The sequence below is a fragment of the Variovorax paradoxus NBRC 15149 genome (genome assembly GCF_001591365.1).
Taxonomy (GTDB): Bacteria; Pseudomonadota; Gammaproteobacteria; order Burkholderiales; family Burkholderiaceae_C; genus Variovorax; species Variovorax paradoxus.
The window spans coordinates 431,197-448,473 of record NZ_BCUT01000002.1 but is presented as its reverse complement, the minus strand read 5'-3'; the positions used below and the strand labels follow the sequence as shown (position 1 = coordinate 448,473).

The 17,277-nt window shown below is 68.4% G+C and carries 16 protein-coding genes; 2 read left to right on the top strand and 14 right to left on the bottom strand.

Annotation, left to right across the window (positions count from 1 at the left end):
- Positions 1–10 precede the first annotated feature (10 nt).
- The 11 genes from VPA02S_RS16890 to VPA02S_RS16840 form a co-directional block, all read right to left on the bottom strand.
- Complete coding sequence (locus VPA02S_RS16890) at positions 11–838, bottom strand: peptidylprolyl isomerase (RefSeq protein WP_244883550.1); 828 nt, start codon at positions 836–838, stop codon at positions 11–13.
- 53 nt (positions 839–891) lie between these two features.
- A complete protein-coding gene (gene narI, locus VPA02S_RS16885) occupies positions 892–1,686 on the bottom strand; it encodes a respiratory nitrate reductase subunit gamma (RefSeq protein ID WP_062364857.1) in 795 nt (264 codons plus the stop codon).
- Positions 1,683–2,366 carry a nitrate reductase molybdenum cofactor assembly chaperone gene (narJ, locus tag VPA02S_RS16880; protein ID WP_062364856.1) on the bottom strand — a complete coding sequence of 228 codons (684 nt, stop codon included), beginning with the start codon at positions 2,364–2,366 and terminating at the stop codon, positions 1,683–1,685. Before narJ ends, narI begins: the two co-directional genes overlap by 4 nt.
- 16 nt (positions 2,367–2,382) lie before the next feature.
- Positions 2,383–3,915 (bottom strand): nitrate reductase subunit beta, encoded by a 1,533-nt coding sequence (gene narH / locus VPA02S_RS16875; protein ID WP_026284171.1) that lies wholly within the window; start codon positions 3,913–3,915, stop codon positions 2,383–2,385.
- Between the two features lie 14 nt (positions 3,916–3,929).
- Positions 3,930–7,718, bottom strand: coding sequence for a nitrate reductase subunit alpha (locus VPA02S_RS16870; RefSeq protein WP_062364855.1), 3,789 nt, complete (start codon positions 7,716–7,718; stop codon positions 3,930–3,932).
- Between the two features lie 33 nt (positions 7,719–7,751).
- Positions 7,752–9,404 carry an MFS transporter gene (locus tag VPA02S_RS16865; protein WP_062364854.1) on the bottom strand — a complete coding sequence of 551 codons (1,653 nt, stop codon included), beginning with the start codon at positions 9,402–9,404 and terminating at the stop codon, positions 7,752–7,754.
- Positions 9,401–10,660 (bottom strand): MFS transporter, encoded by a 1,260-nt coding sequence (locus VPA02S_RS16860; RefSeq protein ID WP_062365383.1) that lies wholly within the window; start codon positions 10,658–10,660, stop codon positions 9,401–9,403. Before VPA02S_RS16860 ends, VPA02S_RS16865 begins: the two co-directional genes overlap by 4 nt.
- A 293-nt stretch (positions 10,661–10,953) precedes the next feature.
- Positions 10,954–12,174 (bottom strand): 5-demethoxyubiquinol-8 5-hydroxylase UbiM, encoded by a 1,221-nt coding sequence (gene ubiM / locus VPA02S_RS16855; protein WP_062364853.1) that lies wholly within the window; start codon positions 12,172–12,174, stop codon positions 10,954–10,956.
- Between the two features lie 66 nt (positions 12,175–12,240).
- The gene (locus VPA02S_RS16850) at positions 12,241–12,909 is read right to left on the bottom strand and encodes a hemerythrin domain-containing protein (protein ID WP_062364852.1); all 669 of its coding nucleotides are present in this window, start codon (positions 12,907–12,909) and stop codon (positions 12,241–12,243) included.
- A 33-nt stretch (positions 12,910–12,942) separates the two neighbouring features.
- A complete protein-coding gene (locus VPA02S_RS16845) occupies positions 12,943–13,410 on the bottom strand; it encodes an OsmC family protein (RefSeq protein WP_062364851.1) in 468 nt (155 codons plus the stop codon).
- An 86-nt stretch (positions 13,411–13,496) separates the two neighbouring features.
- Positions 13,497–14,075: a Rossmann-fold NAD(P)-binding domain-containing protein gene (locus VPA02S_RS16840; RefSeq protein ID WP_062364850.1), complete on the bottom strand. Its 579-nt coding sequence runs from the start codon at positions 14,073–14,075 to the stop codon at positions 13,497–13,499.
- 155 nt (positions 14,076–14,230) lie between these two features.
- Here VPA02S_RS16840 and VPA02S_RS16835 point away from each other — a divergent pair, with 155 nt between their 5' ends.
- Entirely contained in the window at positions 14,231–14,461 is a 231-nt protein-coding gene (locus tag VPA02S_RS16835; protein ID WP_155736587.1) for a hypothetical protein, read from the top strand.
- 29 nt (positions 14,462–14,490) lie between these two features.
- Here the strand turns inward: VPA02S_RS16835 and VPA02S_RS16830 are convergent, their stop codons facing one another.
- Positions 14,491–15,240, bottom strand: a complete 750-nt coding sequence (locus VPA02S_RS16830) for a Crp/Fnr family transcriptional regulator (RefSeq protein WP_018906049.1) — start codon at positions 15,238–15,240, stop codon at positions 14,491–14,493.
- A gap of 22 nt (positions 15,241–15,262) precedes the next feature.
- The gene (locus tag VPA02S_RS16825; protein WP_081247564.1) at positions 15,263–15,805 is read right to left on the bottom strand and encodes a hypothetical protein; all 543 of its coding nucleotides are present in this window, start codon (positions 15,803–15,805) and stop codon (positions 15,263–15,265) included.
- Between the two features lie 446 nt (positions 15,806–16,251).
- Here VPA02S_RS16825 and VPA02S_RS31745 point away from each other — a divergent pair, with 446 nt between their 5' ends.
- Positions 16,252–16,410, top strand: coding sequence for a hypothetical protein (locus VPA02S_RS31745; protein WP_155736586.1), 159 nt, complete (start codon positions 16,252–16,254; stop codon positions 16,408–16,410).
- 27 nt (positions 16,411–16,437) lie between these two features.
- Here VPA02S_RS31745 and VPA02S_RS16820 read toward each other — a convergent pair whose 3' ends face one another.
- Positions 16,438–17,271, bottom strand: coding sequence for an OmpA family protein (locus VPA02S_RS16820; RefSeq protein WP_018906052.1), 834 nt, complete (start codon positions 17,269–17,271; stop codon positions 16,438–16,440).
- Positions 17,272–17,277: the final 6 nt, after the last annotated feature.

Below are 17,277 nucleotides of genomic sequence, written 5' to 3'. Positions count from 1 at the left end.
CCCTGGCGGTTCACTGCACCAGCGGGGAGTCCGCCCCTTCGAGCACCAGGCCGCTCAGCTCGGCGCGGCCGGCCAGCAGCTGCATGTACTGGTGCAGCGCCTTGGCGCGCGACTGCTGCGCGAGCTGCACCGCGATGCGCGGGCCCACCTCTTCGAAGGATTGCTGCCGCCCCGCATCGCGCGCGAGCACCTCGACGATGTGGAAGCCGTAGCGGCTGTGGACCAGCCGTGGATGCAGGCCCGGCGCGTCGAGCCGGTCGGTGTTGTGGAACAGCTCGGCCGTGAGCTCGTCGGCGCAATCGTCCGGCCCGATCCAGCCGAGGTCGCCGCCGTCGGCGCCGCTCGGGCAGTTGGACAGGGTCCGCGCGAGTTCGGCGAAGCGGCCGGGCGCGGCCTCCCTGTGGCGCAGCTCGAGCAGGGCCTGCTCGGCGCGCGCGGCCAGCGCCGCCACGTTGATGCCGTCCGTCACCGCAAACAGGATGTGGCGTGCATGCACGCGGCGGCCGATCGCGAAGTGCGCGCTGCGCGCCGCGTAGTAGCGGCGGCATTCGTCCTCGCTGGCCGCGGGCACCTCGATCTCGTCGTCGAGCATCTGCTGGATCACCGCCTGCTCGCCGTTGCCCAGGCGGGGTGCCAGGCGCGCATCCGAAGGCGGCAGCAGCCGGCGCGCGACGGCCTCTTGCCGCAGCAGCTCGGCCCAGGCCAGCTCGCGCAGGCTGTATTCGTCCGGGCGTTCGCCCGGCAGGTGCAGCGCGACGCCGTTGATCGCCGCGCATGCGGTCTCGGTCGGGGTCACGCTTGCGGCCGCCTCGATGGCCACCGGGGTTGAAGTCGGCACGGGCGCCGCGGTTTCGCGGCACTGGCAAGCGCCGCCGCCGCATCCGCCGGCGCTCACCGGGCCACTCCCGTCGACTTGGCCACGGACCCGGCCGGCACCGCCTTTGGCGGCGAATGAGGCGCGGCACTCGGCGCGGCCGCCGATGCCGGCTTGCGCGGTGCCAGCGCACGGCGGCTGCGCACCACCTGGTAGGGCCGGAAGACATAGCCCACCGTCGCAAAGCCGCTCCAGACATGCACCAGCCGCGTGAACGGGAAGATCAGGAAGATCGACATGCCGAGGAACATGTGGGCCTTGAAAACCCAGCTTGCGCCGTCCAGCAGTTCCACCGCGCCGCCGCGGAAGGTGACGATGCGCTGCGCCCATTCGGCCAGCAGCACCATCATGCTGCCGTCCAGATGCTGGGCCGACAGCGGAATGGTGGCCAGGCCGAGCGCCAGCTGCAGCCACAGCAGCACCAGCAGCACGATGTCGCTGGTCCTGGAGTTGACGCGGATGCGCTCGTCGCCGAGCCGCCGGTGCAGCAGGATCGTGACGCCGGCAAAGCCCAGCAGGCCGGCCACGCCGCCCGAGATCATCGCCATCAGCTGCTTGCTGCCGGCGCCGATGAAGGGCTCGTACAGGAAGTGCGGCGTCAGCATGCCGACGCTGTGGCCGAAGAACAGGAACAGCACGCCCACGTGGAACAGGTTGCTGCCCCAGCGCAGCTGGCCGGCGCGCAAGAGCTGCGAGGAGTCGCTCTTCCAGGTGTATTGGTCGCGGTCGAACCGGATCAGGCTGCCGATGAAGAAGACGCTCAGGCAGATGTACGGATAGATGCCGAAGAGAAAGTTGTCGAGGGCGTTCATATGCGGGCTCCACGGGCGGCGGGCGCTGCCGCCTTGCGAACGATGTGGATCGGCTGCGCAGCGCCGGGCCGGGCCTGGCCCTGCGTGCTGCAGCCGTCGAAGACGATGGGCTCGGCCCAGCTCTCGTCGATCGGCTGGTCGTCGGCCACGGCCACCGCTTCGGCCTTGTGGCCGGCCAGCTCGATGACGGCGGCCAGCACGCTCGCATAGGCGCTCTCGCGCTTGCGCAGCGCGCTGAAGATGGACGCCAGGATGTGCGCCATCTCGCCGAGAAACGCACGCGCCACCGCCGGTGGCTGCGTCGATGCGAACTCGAGCAGCACGCACAGGTGGTCGGGCGCTTCATGGGGTCCGAGCAGCAGCCCCGACTTCTCGTAGGTCTGGACCAGGTCGATCATGGCCGGGCCGCGCTCGCGCGAGTCGCCGTGCACATGCTCGAACAGGTGCAGCGAGGTGCTGCGGCCGCGGTCGAACAGTTCGACGAACTGCGTCTCGGCCTCGATCGGGTCGACCGAGACCAGCGCGCGGGCCAGTGCCCGCAGCTCCTTGCGGCGCGCCGGCGACAGCGCCGCTTCGGCGTCGATCGCATCGGCCAGCTGGGGCATGAGCGCGCGCGCCTCGGCGTCGGGATAGCCGAGCAGCAGGGCGAGCGCGCGAAGGGTGTGGCGTTGGGTTTTCATCGTTTCGCTCCCGGCGTCAGACCTTGGCGTGGATCGGAATCGTGCGGCGCTTGGCGGCGCCGAACAGGCTGGCCTCGGAGCTGCCGTCGGAGCAGCCGTTGCCGAACGAGAAGCCGCAGCCGCCCTTCATGTCGAAGGTGTTCTCTGCGTACTCGCGGTGCGTCGAGGGGATGACGAAGCGGTCTTCGTAGTTGGCGATGGCCATCACCTGGTACATCTCTTCGACCTGGGCGGCGCTCAGGCCGACCTGCGCCAGCACGGCCGGGTCCGCGAAGTCGTCGACGTGCTTGCCGCGCTGGTAGGTGCGCATGGCCAGCATGCGCTCGAGCGCACGGATCACCGGTTCGGTGGCGCCCGCGGTCAGCAGGTTGGCCAGGTACTGCACCGGGATGCGCATCTGCGTGACGTCGGGAATCGCGCCCTTGGCGCCCACATGCCCCGCGTTGGCGGCCGCGGTGATCGGCGACAGCGGCGGCACGTACCAGACCATCGGCAGCGTGCGGTACTCGGGGTGCAGCGGCAGCGCCACCTTCCACTCCATCGCCATCTTGTAGACGGGGCTCTTCTTCGCGCCTTCGAGCCAGGCCTCGGGGATGCCGTCGCGCCGGGCCTGCGCGATCACTTCCGGATCGTGCGGGTCGAGGAAGATGCCGAGCTGGGCTTCGTACAGGTCCTTCTCGTCCGGCACGCTGGCCGCTTCCTGGATGCGGTCGGCGTCGTACAGCACCACGCCCAGGTAGCGGATGCGCCCGACGCAGGTTTCCGAACAGACGGTGGGCTGGCCGGCCTCGATGCGCGGGTAGCAGAAGATGCACTTCTCGGCCTTGCCGCTTTGCCAGTTGTAGTAGATCTTCTTGTAGGGGCAGCCCGAGACGCACATGCGCCAGCCGCGGCACTTGTCCTGGTCGATCAGCACGATGCCGTCTTCCTCGCGCTTGTAGATCGAGCCCGAGGGGCAGGAGGCCACGCACGCCGGATTCAGGCAGTGCTCGCACAGCCGGGGCAGGTACATCATGAAGGTGTTCTCGAACTGGCCGACCATCTCCTTTTGCACCGCGTCGAAGCTGTCGAGGTTGGCGTCCTTGCTGCGCTTGGCGAACTCGCCGCCGAGGATCTCTTCCCAGTTCGGGCCCCACTCGATCTTCTCCATGCGCTTGCCGGTGATCAGGCTGCGCGGGCGCGCCGTCGGCGGCGCCTTCATGGCAGGCGCCGACTGCAGGTGCTCGTAGTCGAAGGTGAAGGGCTCGTAGTAGTCGTCGATCTGCGGCAGGTTGGGGTTGGAGAAGATGCGCATGAGCAGGCTCCACTTGCCGCCCTGGCGCGGCTCGATCGAGCCGTCGGGCTTGCGCACCCAGCCGCCCTGCCACTTGCCCTGGTTCTCCCATTCCTTGGGGTAGCCGATGCCGGGCTTGGTCTCCACGTTGTTGAACCAGGCGTACTCGACGCCGGGCCGGCTGGTCCAGACGTTCTTGCAGGTGACCGAGCAGGTGTGGCAGCCGATGCACTTGTCCAGGTTCAGGACCATGCCGATTTGCGCGCGTATTTTCATCGTGGGTACCTCGTTCAGGCCGCGGTCGCGGCAGGCACGGTGGCCACGTCCGCGGGCGCGTCGAGCCAGTCGACCTTGTTCATCTTGCGCACCACCACGAATTCATCGCGGTTGGTGCCGATGGTTCCGTAGTAGTTGAAGCCGTAGCTCAGCTGGGCGTAGCCGCCGATCATGTGCGTGGGCTTCAGCACGATGCGGGTCACCGAGTTGTGGATGCCGCCGCGCGTGCCGGTGATCTCGGAGCCGGGCGTGTTGATGATCTTCTCCTGCGCGTGGTACATCATCACCATGCCCGGATTGACGCGCTGGCTCACCACCGCGCGCGCCGCAATGGCGCCGTTGATGTTGAACAGCTCGACCCAGTCGTTGTCGACGATGCCAGCGCTCTTCGCGTCGTCCTCCGACAGCCACACCACCGGCCCGCCGCGGTTGAGCGTGAGCATCAGCAGGTTGTCGGTGTACGTGGAGTGGATGCCCCACTTCTGGTGCGGCGTGATGAAGTTGAGCTGGATCTCCTTGTTGCCGTTGCTGCGGATGTTGTGGATGTCCTTCGTGGTCTTCAGGTCGACCGGCGGGCGGTACACCGCCAGGCTTTCGCCGAAGGCACGCATCCACGGATGGTCCAGGTAGAACTGCTGGCGGCCGGTCAGGGTGCGCCATGGGATCAGCTCGTGGACGTTGGTGTAGCCCGCGTTGTAGGAGACCTTCTCGCTCTCGATGCCGCTCCAGGTGGGCGAGGAGATGATCTTGCGCGGCTGCGCCTGGATGTCGCGGAAGCGGATCTTCTCGTCCTCGCGGTAGATCGCCAGGTGCGTGTGGTCGCGCCCGGTCTGCTTGCCCAGGGCCTTCCACGCCTTCACGGCCACGTGGCCGTTGGTTTCGGGCGCCAGCTGCAACACCACCTCGCAGGCGTCGATGTCGGTGTCGATGCTCGGCATGCCCTGCGTGGCGCCGGCATCGGAGACGCGGCCGTTGAGGTTGCCGAGTTCGTCCACTTCCACTTCCGTGTTCCAGCCGATGCCCTTGCCACCGTTGCCGATCTTCTTGAGCAGCGGGCCCAGCGCGGTGAAGCGCTTGTAGAGGTTCGGATAATCGCGCTCGACCACGGCGATCTGCGGCGCGGTCTTGCCGGGGATCAGCTCGCACTCGCCGCGCTTCCAGTCGGCCACGCCGAAGGGCTGCGCCAGTTCGGCGGGCGAGTCGTGCATCAGCGGCGTGAGCACCACTTCCTTTTCCACGCCGAGATAGCCCGGGCACATGGCGCTGAAGGTGCGCGCGAAGCCCTTGTAGATCTCCCAGTCGCTGCGCGCCTGCCAGGCCGGGTCGACGGCCGTCGACAGCGGATGGATGAAGGGGTGCATGTCGCTGGTGTTGAGGTCGTTCTTCTCGTACCAGGTGGCGGTTGGCAGCACGATGTCCGAGTAGAGGCAGGTCGTGCTCATGCGGAAGTCGAGCGTCACCAGCAGGTCGAGCTTGCCCTCGGGCGCCTTGTCGTGCCAGACCACTTCGGTCGGCTTGGCGTCGTCCGGCCCGAGGTCCTTGCCCTGCACGCCGTGCGTGGTGCCCAGCAGGTGCTTGAGGAAGTACTCGTGCCCCTTGCCCGAGGAGCCCAGGATGTTGGAGCGCCACACGAACATGTTGCGCGGCCAGTTCGAGGGGTGGTCGGGGTCTTCGCAGCTCATGCGCAGCGTGCCGTCCTTCAATGCCTTCGCCGTGTAGGCCGCGCCGTCGATGCCGGCGGCCTGCGCGTCGCGGGCCACCTGCAGCGGATTGGTCTGCAGCTGCGGCGCCGACGGCAGCCAGCCCATGCGCTCGGCGCGCACGTTGTAGTCGATCATCGTGCCGGCGAACGCGGCCTTGTCGGCCAGCGGGGACAGCACTTCCTCCATGCCGAGCTTCTCGTAGCGCCACTGGTCGGTGTGCGCGTAGAAGAAGCTCGTGGAGTTCATCTGCCGCGGCGGGCGGATCCAGTCGAGCGCGAAGGCCAGCGGCGTCCAGCCGGTCTGCGGGCGCAGCTTTTCCTGGCCCACGTAATGGGCCCAGCCGCCCCCGCTCTGGCCGATGCAGCCGCACATCATCAGGATGTTGATGACGCCGCGGTAGTTCATGTCGCTGTGGTACCAGTGGTTCATGGCCGCGCCGATGATCACCATCGACTTGCCCTGCGTCTTCTCGGCATTGGCCGCGAACTCGCGCGCCACGGTGATGACCTGGTCGCGCGGCACGCCGGTGATCTTTTCCTGCCAGGCTGGGGTGTAAGGCGTGTCGTCGTCGTAGCCGGCGGCCGCCATCTCGCCCGGCAGGCCGCGCGCCAGGCCGTAGTTGGCGGCCTGCAGGTCGAACACGGTGGCGACCAGCGCGGTCTGGCCTTCCGCGCCGAGCGCGACGAGCCGCACCGGCACCGTGCGCACCAGCACGTCGCTTTGCGCATTGTTCGGGAAGTGCTCGCTCTCGATGCCGCCGAAGTAGGGGAATCCGATCTGCGCCGGCTGGATCGCCGCGGCCGCATCGTCGAGCAGCGACAGCGTGAGCTTCACCTCTGCGCCGTGCTCCGCCTCCTTGGCTTCGAGGTTCCACTGCCCGGCATCGGCGCGGCCGTCCGCGCCCCAGCGAAAACCGATGGCGCCTTGCGGCACCACCACGCGGCCGTCCTCGGCCAGCGCGACGGTCTTCCATTCGGGGTTGTTCGGCTGCCCGAGGCGGTCGTCGAAGTCAGAGGCCCGCAGATAGCGGTCGGGCACCATCACTTGTTCGCCCGAGGGCAAGGTGTGCGGCTTGAGCATCACCAGCATCGGCAGGTCGGTGTAGCGGCGCGCGTAGTCGTCGAAGTAGGCGCTGCGCCGGTCGAAGTAGAACTCCTTGAGGATCACGTGGCCCATGGCCATCGCGACCGCGGCGTCGGTGCCCTGCTTGGGATGCATCCACAGGTCAGACAGCTTGGCGACCTCGGAGTAGTCGGGCGTGATGGCGACCGTCTTGGCGCCCTTGTAGCGGACCTCGGTGAAGAAGTGCGCGTCCGGCGTGCGCGTCTGCGGCACGTTGGAGCCCCAGGCGATGATGTAGCTCGAGTTGTACCAGTCGGCCGATTCCGGCACGTCGGTCTGCTCGCCCCACACCTGCGGGCTGGCCGGCGGCAGGTCGCAGTACCAGTCGTAGAAGCTCATGCACACGCCGCCGATCAGGCTCAGGTAGCGGCTGCCCGCGGCGTAGCTCACCATCGACATGGCGGGGATCGGCGAGAAGCCGATGATGCGATCCGGCCCGTGGCGGCGGATGGTGTGGATGTTGCTGGCCGCGACGATCTCGTTGACCTCGTCCCAGCCCGAGCGCGCGAAGCCGCCGAGGCCGCGCACGCTCTGGTAGCTGCGGCGCGTGGCCTCGTCCTGCACGATGGAGGCCCAGGCCTCGACGGGCGCGAGCGTCTTGCGCGCTTCGCGCCATGCCTTGAGCAGCGCGCCGCGCACCATCGGGTACTTGACGCGGTTGGCGCTGTACAGGTACCAGCTGTAGCTGGCGCCGCGGGCGCAACCGCGCGGTTCGTGGTTGGGCATGTCCCAGCGGGTGCGCGGATAGTCGGTCTGCTGGGTTTCCCAGGTGACGATGCCGCCCTTGACGTAGATCTTCCACGAGCAGGAGCCCGTGCAGTTCACGCCGTGCGTGCTGCGCACGATCTTGTCGTGCGCCCAGCGCGTGCGGTAGGCGTCCTCCCAGGTGCGGTCTTCGCCGGTGACCTGGCCATGGCCGTCGGCGAAGGATTCGCGCGGCTGCGCGAAATAGGTCAGGCGGTCGAGAAAGTGGCTCATCGTGGGTCTTTCATACGAATTCGATTGGCTGGCTCAGGGGTTCTTCACATAGGCGCCGCGGCGCAGGTAGAACCACCAGTTGAGAACGAGGCACAGGGCATAGAACACGGCAAAGCCGTACATCGCGTGCTGCGGCGTGCCGGCCTTGATCTGGGCGCCGATGACCACGGGCGCGATGAAAGCGCCGTAGCCGGCAATGGCCGAGGTCCAGCCCAGCACCGGGCCGGCCTTGGCGCGGTCGAAGATCACGCCGATGGTGCGGAAGGTGGAGCCGTTGCCGATGCCGCTGGCCGCGAACAGCAGCACGAACAGCAGCATGAAGGGCAGGAAATACTGCTCCGGCTGCGGCGAGCCGTAGGCCAGCAGCATCACGTAGCCCACGGCGGCCGAGGCCACCACCATCACCGCGGAGATCGCCTGCGTGACGATCGAGCCGCCCACCTTGTCCGAGATCCAGCCGCCCACCGGGCGGATCAGCGCGCCGACGAAGGGGCCGATCCACGCGTAGGTGAAGGCCGAGGGCGCGTTCGGGTTCTTCAGCGTGTGCTGCAGCACGCCGGCCGCGTCGGGCACGTGGCTGATGCCGAAGATCACCGCGATCGACAGCGGCAGCGCCATCGAGAAGCCGATGAAGGAGCCGAAGGTCACGATGTACAGCGCAGTCATCGACCACGTGTGCCTGTCGCGGAAGATCTCGAACTGCTTGGCGATGTTCTCCTTCATCGTGCCGAACGCGGCGAGCTTCATGGTGAACAGCGTGGCCACGATGATCAGCGGCATGGCCACCCACATGTTGAGCAGGCCCAGGCCCGTGGGCGCCGGCAGGTACAGGTACAGGCCCGCGATCGCCGGGGCGAACGACAGCGTGTACAGCCAGGTGATCTTCAGGAAGGCCTGGACCGGGCCGCCGGTGTCGGGCGAGACGGTGCGCAGGTTGTTCATGCCGAACCAGCACAGGATCGACAGCGGCACCAGCGACAGCACCCAGGCGAAGCCCGCGTTCTGGATCCAGGTGGGCGTGCCGGCGGTGATCTTGCCCATGATCCAGCCGCTGTCCTTGAGCAGCGTCATCGGCTCGCCGCCGATGCTGCCCAAGAGGCCCACGGTCATCACCAGCGGGATGACGATCTGCATGGTCGTGACGCCGAAGTTGCCGATGCCCGCGTTCAGGCCCAGCGCGGTGCCCTGCAGGCGCTTGGGAAAGAAGGTGCTGATGTTGGACATCGAGCTGGCGAAGTTGCCGCCCCCCACGCCCGACCACAGCGCCATGAGCTGGAACACCCACAGCGGCCACTCCTTGTGCTGCAGCGCGATGCCGGTGCCGATGGCCGGCGCCAGCAGCATTGCCGTGGTCAGGAAGATGGTGTTGCGCCCGCCCGCCAGGCGGATCAGGAACGCGGCCGGAATGCGCATGGTGGCACCGGCCAAGCCGGCGATGGCGGTGAGCGTGAACAGCTCGGCCTGAGTGAAGGGAAAGCCCAGGTTGTTCATCTGCACGGTGATGATTCCCCACATGCCCCACACCGCGAAGGCGCACAGCAGGGCGGGCACCGACAGCCACAGGTTGCGCCATGCGATGTGCCGGCCGGTGCTTTCCCAGAACTGCTCGTCCTCGGGGCGCCAGTCGGCGATGTCGGCGCGGCCGCCGGCCGTGCCCGGGGGAACGGCGATGGTGCGGGTGCTCATGATTTGGCTTCCAGGTTGAGTTTCGAATGGCGTACGCCGCCCATCACTTGGGTGCCGCGCACTTCGGTCCAGTACATCCAGACGAGGGAGACCCACACCACGCCGTACATCAGCATGAAGGCGCTCGAGCGGATGCCGGTGAGGTCCATCAGCGCGCCGAACATCACGGGCAGCACGAAGCCGCCGAGGCCGCCGGCCAGGCCGACGATGCCGCTGATCGCGCCGATGTTGGCGGGGTAGTCGTCGCTGATGTACTTGAAGACGCTGGCCTTGCCGAAGGCCATCGCGATGCCGAGCACGAACATCAGCGCGGTGAAGCTGTAGACGTTCAGCCCGATGTGGAAGGTGCGCGGGCCGTTCACCGTGACCAGCGTGAGATCGGTCTGCGGATAACTCAGCAGGAACAGGCAGATCCAGCACACCCACATCACCCACCAGGTGACGCTGTGCGCGCCGTACCGGTCCGACAGCCAGCCGCCCGCGGCGCGCAGCACGCCGCCCGGCAGCGAGAAGCAGGCGGCCAGCAGCGCGGCGACGCGGATGTCGAGCCCGTATTCGCCGACGTAGTACTGCACCATCCACAGCGAGATGGCGACATAGCCGCCGAACACGATGCTGTAGTACTGGCAGTAGCGCAGCACACGCGGGTCCTTGAGCGTGCCCAGCTGCTCGGCGAAGCCGGCGCTGCGGCCCACCAGGTGCGCGGGGTCGCTCGCACTCAGCAGCCAGAACAGGACCGTGGCACCGAGCATGATCGCCGCGTACACCTGCGGCACCACGGCCCAGCCGACGGCCACCACGATGGCGGGCGCCACGAACTTGTTGACGGCCGCGCCCGAATTGCCGGCGCCGTAGATGCCCATCGCAAAGCCTTGCCGCCCGCGCGGAAACCAGCGCGCCACGTACGGCGTGCCGACCGAGAAGGCACCGCCCGCGAGCCCAACGAACATGCCCAACACGATGAAGTGCCAGTACTGCGTGGCGTAGGACATCAGCCAGATGGCGGGCACGGTGGCGGCCATCAGCAGCGTCATGACGATGCGGCCGCCGAAGCGGTCGGTCCAGATGCCCAGCGGCACGCGCACCAGCGAGCCCGTGAGCACCGGCATGGCCGTGAGCAGGCCGAACTCGGTCGCGTTGAGGTCGAGCGCCTTGCGGATCGGGATGCCGATCACGCCCAACATCATCCAGACCATGAAGCAGACGGTGAACGCCAGCGTGCTCACCGCGAGCACGCGCCAGGCCTTGGCGGGCACGGCCTGGGTGGCCGATGGCGGCGAGAGTGGGGGGCTGGTTGCGGTGGCGCGCTGCTGCACGGTGGGTCTCCTGAAAGGCTGACCGGAGCTTAGGAAGGGGGCATTGCGGGCGGCTTGATCCACATCAAGCGGTGGTGCTTGCGTGCCGATCGTTGAGCGGCATCAAGCGCAGCTGCGGGAGATGGCGCGTCAGTTGAGGGCCCGGCATGAAGCGCATGGCCGGACGATGGATGCGCCGCTGGCGCGCCATCTGCGCGAGCGGCGGGCCGGCCCGGGGGAGCGTCGCTGCGCGCCTAGACCGCGGCGCCGGGAAGTTGCAGTCCGCCGCGTCCCGTGAGGCGCGCGGTGATCGCCGCCTTCAGCGGCGGTAGATGCTGCGCGCCGCGAAGGAGCAGCTGCCGCGCCAGCCGCTGCGGCACGCCCGTGCTGGCATAGAGTTTCGCCACGGCGTTGGTGCCGTGATAGACGGGCGCGGCATCCCGCCGGTGCGCGCGCTCGTAGCCCGCCAGCACCGCGGCATTGCCGATGTCACGGCCGGCCGCGCGGGCGGCGCAAAGCGCATGGACCAGCGACGCGACGCTCTGCAGGCCGAGGTTGTAGCCATGCGCCGTGACCGGATGCATGCCGACGGCCGCGTCTCCCACGAGCGCGCTGCGCTGGCCCACGAAACGCCGGGCATAGGCGGCGACGAGCGGATAGGGAAAGCGCTCGCCCAGCAGCTGCATCCGGCCCAGGCGGCTGCGGAACTGGCGCTCGACCAGCATCGCGAATTCGCTTTCGGACAGTTGCATCAGCCGTTCGGCGGCCGCGGCGTCGGCGGTCACCACGACCGACGAGACATGGCCGACGGCGGGCAGCACGGCAAGCGTGCGCTCGTAGCCGAAGCACTCGTAGGCCACGTCGTGATGCGGCAGTTCGTGCTGCATCCGGCAGACGATCGTGGTGCGGCCGAAGTCGTGCATGTCGGCCGCGATGCCGAGCTGCTTGCGCGACCACGAGAAGCGGCTGTCGGCCGCGACGAACAGCCGGCCCTGCAGCTGCTGCGGCAGGCCCGGCGAGGTTTCGAAGTCCAGCTGCACGTGGCCGGGCTCGGTGGCCACGCGCAGCACGTGCGCGCGGTCGATCAGGCGCAGCCCCGGGCGCTCCGCCGCGGCCGCAAAGCTGACGCGGCGCAGCGCATGGTTGGGCACGATCCAGCCCAGGCGCTCGGCGCCGGGGCCGCGCGGCGCAAAGCTCAATGCCGCGTCCTGCCGGTCGCCATCGACGACGCGTGCTTCGCGGATGCAGCCGATCTCTTCGGGCAGCAGGCGCTGCCACAGTCCCAGGGTGCGCAAGGTGGCCACGCTGGCGTGCGTCAGCGCGATGTCGCGTCCATCCTCGGGGGGAGCGGCGAGCGCTTCGCGCGGCTGCGCGTCGAACACGGTGGCGGTGAAGCCGGCGTCGGTGAGCGCAATGGCCAGCGCCAGCCCGGCCGGGCCGGCGCCGACGATGAGGGCGTCACGTTCTTGCTGCATGCGGAGTCCTGCGGAGGTGAAGGCAGGAATTGTTGGGCGGGGCGGCGCCGCGCGCCTTGACGGGCATCAAGGCCGCAGCCGCCGCGGGGCGGGGGCATCGCCCGTGTACACCGGAAGCGCGGTGCCCGCGAATGCCTCGAGCACCGAGCCGACGTTGCCGCCAGCGTGGAGCGCGGCGACGATCGTGCGGAACAGCGGCTTGTACGCTTCGTCGGCCTCGTGGCCCGCGAGCGGATCGCGGTTCATGCGGAAGGCGGCATCGAGCTCGGCCCATTCGCCGTCGCTCAGCACCGATTCGGCGAGCGGCAGGATCTGCGTTTCCTCGACATGCATGTGGGCCAGGTAGAAGTCGGCGTAGTGCCGCATCAGCTGCTCGAACTTGTCGCGCCGCATCTCGCACTGGGCCGTGCCGCTCATCGTGCGGAACCCCAGCAGCGCATGCTCGAGCTCGCGGATGGCGCACTCGCCGTGCGCATGCTCGCGCTCGAGCCGGTCGAGTACCGCATCGGTCTGCGCGCTGCGGCCGCGCAGCTTCGGAAACAGCAGCAGGCTCTCCTTCGGATGGTGCAGTTTCTCCGGGAACTCGTCGACGTAGAACAGCATGGCCTGCAGCGCGTCGAAGTCGGGCAGGGTGCCGTGCCGCCGGTGCTCGCGCAGCAGCAGCGTGATCGAGCGCAGCATGGCCGACAGGGCGCGGTGCTCGTGGCGGATGATGGTCAGGCTGTCGTGGGTCATGGGGCACCTCCCGCGGGGACCGGGGCCCGCTTTTCAGGTTGTCAGCAACGCACCGCTGTCGTCGAAGACGCGCACCTCGACCGGAATGGCGGCGCGCACGCTTTGCGTCACGACGCAGAAGTCCTCGAACTGGGCCAGGGCCCGGTCGAGCTGCCTGAGCGTCGCTGCCGCAACCCCAAGCCGGATGGCGACCTCGATGCCCGCCACGCGCAGCCGGCCCTGGGCATTGCGCGACAGCGTGGCATCGGCCGTGGTGCGCATGGGGACCGCCTCGTTCCTGAACTTGCGCAGCGAGAACAGCAGGCTGGACGACAGGCAGTTGGCCACCGCGGCCACCAGCAGCTGCTCCGAGTCCGGGTTGGCCCCCGTTCCCAGCGGCGGCTTCACGTCGGTCAGGAGCGCGGCCGCGCCGGGCGTTCCGAAATCGACGGCAAACCGGTAGGCGTCGCGCAGCACCAGTGTGATGTGCCCGGTGGGTTCAATGGTCGTCGGGGTCTTCATGGCGAGGCCAGTGTGGAGCCCGTGCCGCTGCGCGGGCTTGACGTGGCGCAAGGACCGGCGAAGGAATACCCGGAGGGCGCCGGGGCTCAGCTGCCGGCCATCGAGGCAAGCAGCATGGCCTGCAGCACGAAGCGATGGTTCTGCGCGCGCTCGGCGGCATGCTCGCCGAGACAGGCGGTCCGTGCCCGCACATCGGCCGCGCAGCCGTGTTCGCGCAGCGTCATCAGGTCCGCCAGCACCGAGGCGGGATGGTCGATGCCTTCGAGGTCGTCATAGACCGGCACGCCCGCATGCTGTTCGATCTGCCGTACTTCGGCAGGCGTCAGGGAGGCGCAATCGATGGCGTCGTACAGCCGGCCGAGCATCTGCGAGAGGTGGCGGAACTCGGTGCCGCCCGGATCGACCGGGGGACCGAGCCGCACATGGGCCACCCGCGCGCCCAGGTCCAGTGCGGCGCGATGCAGCGCCGACATTTCCGCATCGGCCGGCCGCTGGCGCAGCAGGGCGATGTTCTTGCCCGCCAGCGGCCGCTCGCCGGCGCGGCCTGCAAGCGATGCGGCCTTCAGCCGGCAGGTGAGTTCGTGCACGGCCGAAAGATCGCCGGCCAGGAATTCGCCGCCGGCGTGGAGGCCGGGACTGTGCGGGGAGCTCAGGGTCGATTGCATGACGACCGCAGCCTATAGCCCGTGCCGCCGCAATCCTTGACGGGCATCAACTCGCCGCCATGGCGGGAACATCTCTTCGAGTTTTTTTGCCGCGGCAGGTGAAGAAGATCACAGCCTGCCGCGCGATGCGAAGCCACGTCGGCACGATGGCCCGCATGAACCACAAGCGCCAGCCGCATCACGGCGGTCCCTTCATCAACTGTTCATGCGGGCTCGCGCACCTGGAGCGCATCCATCGGCATTGGTGGATGAAGATCCTTCCCTGGCTGCGGTTCTATTGCTGCAGCCGCTGCGGAAAATCGCAGCTGGCATCGAAGCGGGCGGTCAGCTTCGCGGTCACGTCTCTCAGGAGTGGAAGCGAGGCGGCCCAGGTGCCTGCGCCCTGATCGGGGCCGCTGGCGATGCGCCGGGCAGATCAATCCCGCTTCGGTCCGGCGTTGCCCGTGTCTTCCGGCATGGTGAACAGCTCGGGGTCGAACATGGGATGGGCTTCCTCGGCTTGCTCGGCGGGCGCATCCGGAAGCAGGCTGCCGAAGTCCGTCGAGGCGAAGTTCGGCGGGATGTGGATGCCTTTCTCGTCGCGGCGGACCAGGCCGCGGCTCTCCAGGTCGCGCATGGTCTTGTTGACCACCTCGCGCGAGAGCCCCGAATACGATGCGATGACCGCCTGGGTGATGCGCTTGTCGTAGCCGCCGCTGCCCGCAGGGGCCAGCTGGGTCAGCTCGTGGAGCACGCGGCCGACCAGGTTCTCGGCCGACAGCGACGAGATCCGGCGCAGCTGGCCGCGGATCATGGTGATGCGTTTCATCGCGACCTCGAGCAGGCCGATGGTCACCTCGGGGTAGGTCGAGCACAGCCTGCGGATCGCGGCGATCGGCATCAGGTAGACCGAGGAGGGCAGGGCCGCAACCAGGGTCGAGGTGGTCTGGTAGCGGTCCTCGCCCAATGAAGGGCCGAGGAAGAAATCGCCCCTGCGGATGAAGTCGGTCGTGACATCCCGATCGACGGCGCGCAGCAGGCCGCTGGCCACGCAGTAGATGCTGTCGGTCCAGGTGTCCGCGAGAAGCACCGTCTCGTTGCGCCGGTAGGACCGCAGTTCGCTGCTGCGGATCAGGGCGGCCCGGTCGGCGGGCGGCACGCTGGCAATGAGGGGATGGAGGTACATGGCGAAGGTTATGTCGGCCACCTCATTTGCAGTCCGCCTGAAGCAGCCGGAACAGCGCCTCGATGCGGTTTTGTTCTTCGGCCTCGTGCAGGGCGCGGCCCCGCAACCAGAGTCTTCCGGCTTTTCTCTCGACATGCACGTCGTAGACGCGATCGACGCAATCGACCACGACATCCGGCGCGAGCCGCTCCTGCGCGGCCCACAGGGCCAGTTCGATCTCCGCCGCGCCCAGGCGCCTGGACGCGCGCATTGCGATCCAGTCCGCATGCAGCCGCGGCAGTGCCGTCATGCCGCGCACCTTGAGCGGCTCGCTGCCGAGCTTCGCCAGCAGTTCCTCGAGCTGCCCGCCGCCGGAGCGCTGCGCGGGCGTGGAACCGGCCGTGCAGGCGGCGCTGGTGCGCAGCAGGAAGCAGTCGTCGCGCAGGCAGCTCAGGTCGGTGTCGGCCGAAGCCAGCAGGCTCGCGCGGATCCGGCGCCGGATCTCGCGGCTGACGTCGGCGGCAACCTCCGGCCCATCGGCATCGACCAGCTGCGCGAAATTGGCGATGAAGAAGAGTGCGCACACCCTGGCAGGCAGGGCGCTGCGGTTTCGCTCCCTCGCTGCCGCCGCAGCGGCGGCAGCGCGATGTTTTGCGGGCAGCAAATGCGCCAGGGCCGCACGCCACCGCGGCCCGAAGAGCCTGTTTTCCATTCGCGGCAGGGCGATCGCTGCATCGCCTGCGTGACACCACTTTCTCTGCATTTGGCATGCCCCTGAATCGTTGAACCATTTCTTGGATCCGCTCGTGAGCGGTCCTCAGGGGAATGCTACGGAGCAACATGCGGCTTGGCATCGGGTTTCGAGTCGCGGATGTGTTCCGAATCACAATCAGACACAATTGGCGTTCGGCCTCTTGCGGTTCGCGCAAATGTTGGAGATGGACGGGGTCCGCCGCCGCTGCTGGAGGCGTTTCAAGTTCATTGTGTGGGACCGGGTGCTGGGCAGCACTCCCACAAAAAGGTGAGTGGCCGATGCGCGACAGGAGAGGTGCGCGGCTGCGTCCGGCAAGCCGCTCCCGGCGCATGGCCGGGCGCCTGGACCGCTGGTTCTACGGCCGGCTTCGCAAGCTCAGGCGGGGCACGGCTGTTCGGGCGGTGGCCATCGTGTCCATCGCGATCGTGCTTGCCTGAGGCGCGAACCCGCGCGGTGCTTGCTGCTCAGCGTTCCGCGAAGACCTCGATCTCGACGCGGCGGTTGGGTGCCAGGCAGTCGATCAGGGCCGCGCGCGCCGTTTGCGTGCACTGCACCTTCGGCTCGGATTCGCCCTTGCCTTGCACCTGTATCTTCTGCGCCGGCACGCCAGCCTGGACCAGGTAGTCGCGCACGGTGTTGGCGCGCGCCAGCGAGAGGGCGCTGTTGTAGGCCTGGCTGCCGAGCCGGTCGGTGTAGCCCGTCACCTTGACGGCATCCGCCGCCTTGATGTCGCCGGCCAGCGCATCGAGCTTGCGGCGGCCCTCCGGCAGCAGGTCGGCGAGCGACCGGCCGTCGAAGCGGAACAGGCCATCGGCACCCAGCGTGGTGCGCCGCGGTGCCGCCGGGCTCGCGGCGGCCGGCCGTTCGGCCGCCGGCAATGCGCGCACCGCCAGCACGTCGGCGCAGCCGGCCGGCAGCCAGTGGAAGGTCTGCGCCTTGTAGTCCTTGTCGAATATCGCCTTGTACTGGCAGGTGGTCACGCCGCCGCCGGGCTTGCGGAAATGGAAGATGTAGTCCCACTCGCGCGGGCCCGCCATGCCTTCGCGGAAATGCGGACGGCCGAGCAGGTCGTACAGCTGGTCCTTGGTGACGCCGGGTGCCACGGCGCGCAGGTTGTCCAGGTTGGGGAAGGTGCCTTCCTTGAGCCATGCATCGTTGTCGATGTTGGGGAAGATCACTTCGGTGGCCTTGCCGTCGTCGGTGATGCCGCGGCTCACATAGGAGCTGCAGCCCTGCAGCAGCAGCAGTGCCGCGGCGCCCGCTGCAATGGCCGAGAAGCGATGGATGTGCGTTGTCATGATGTT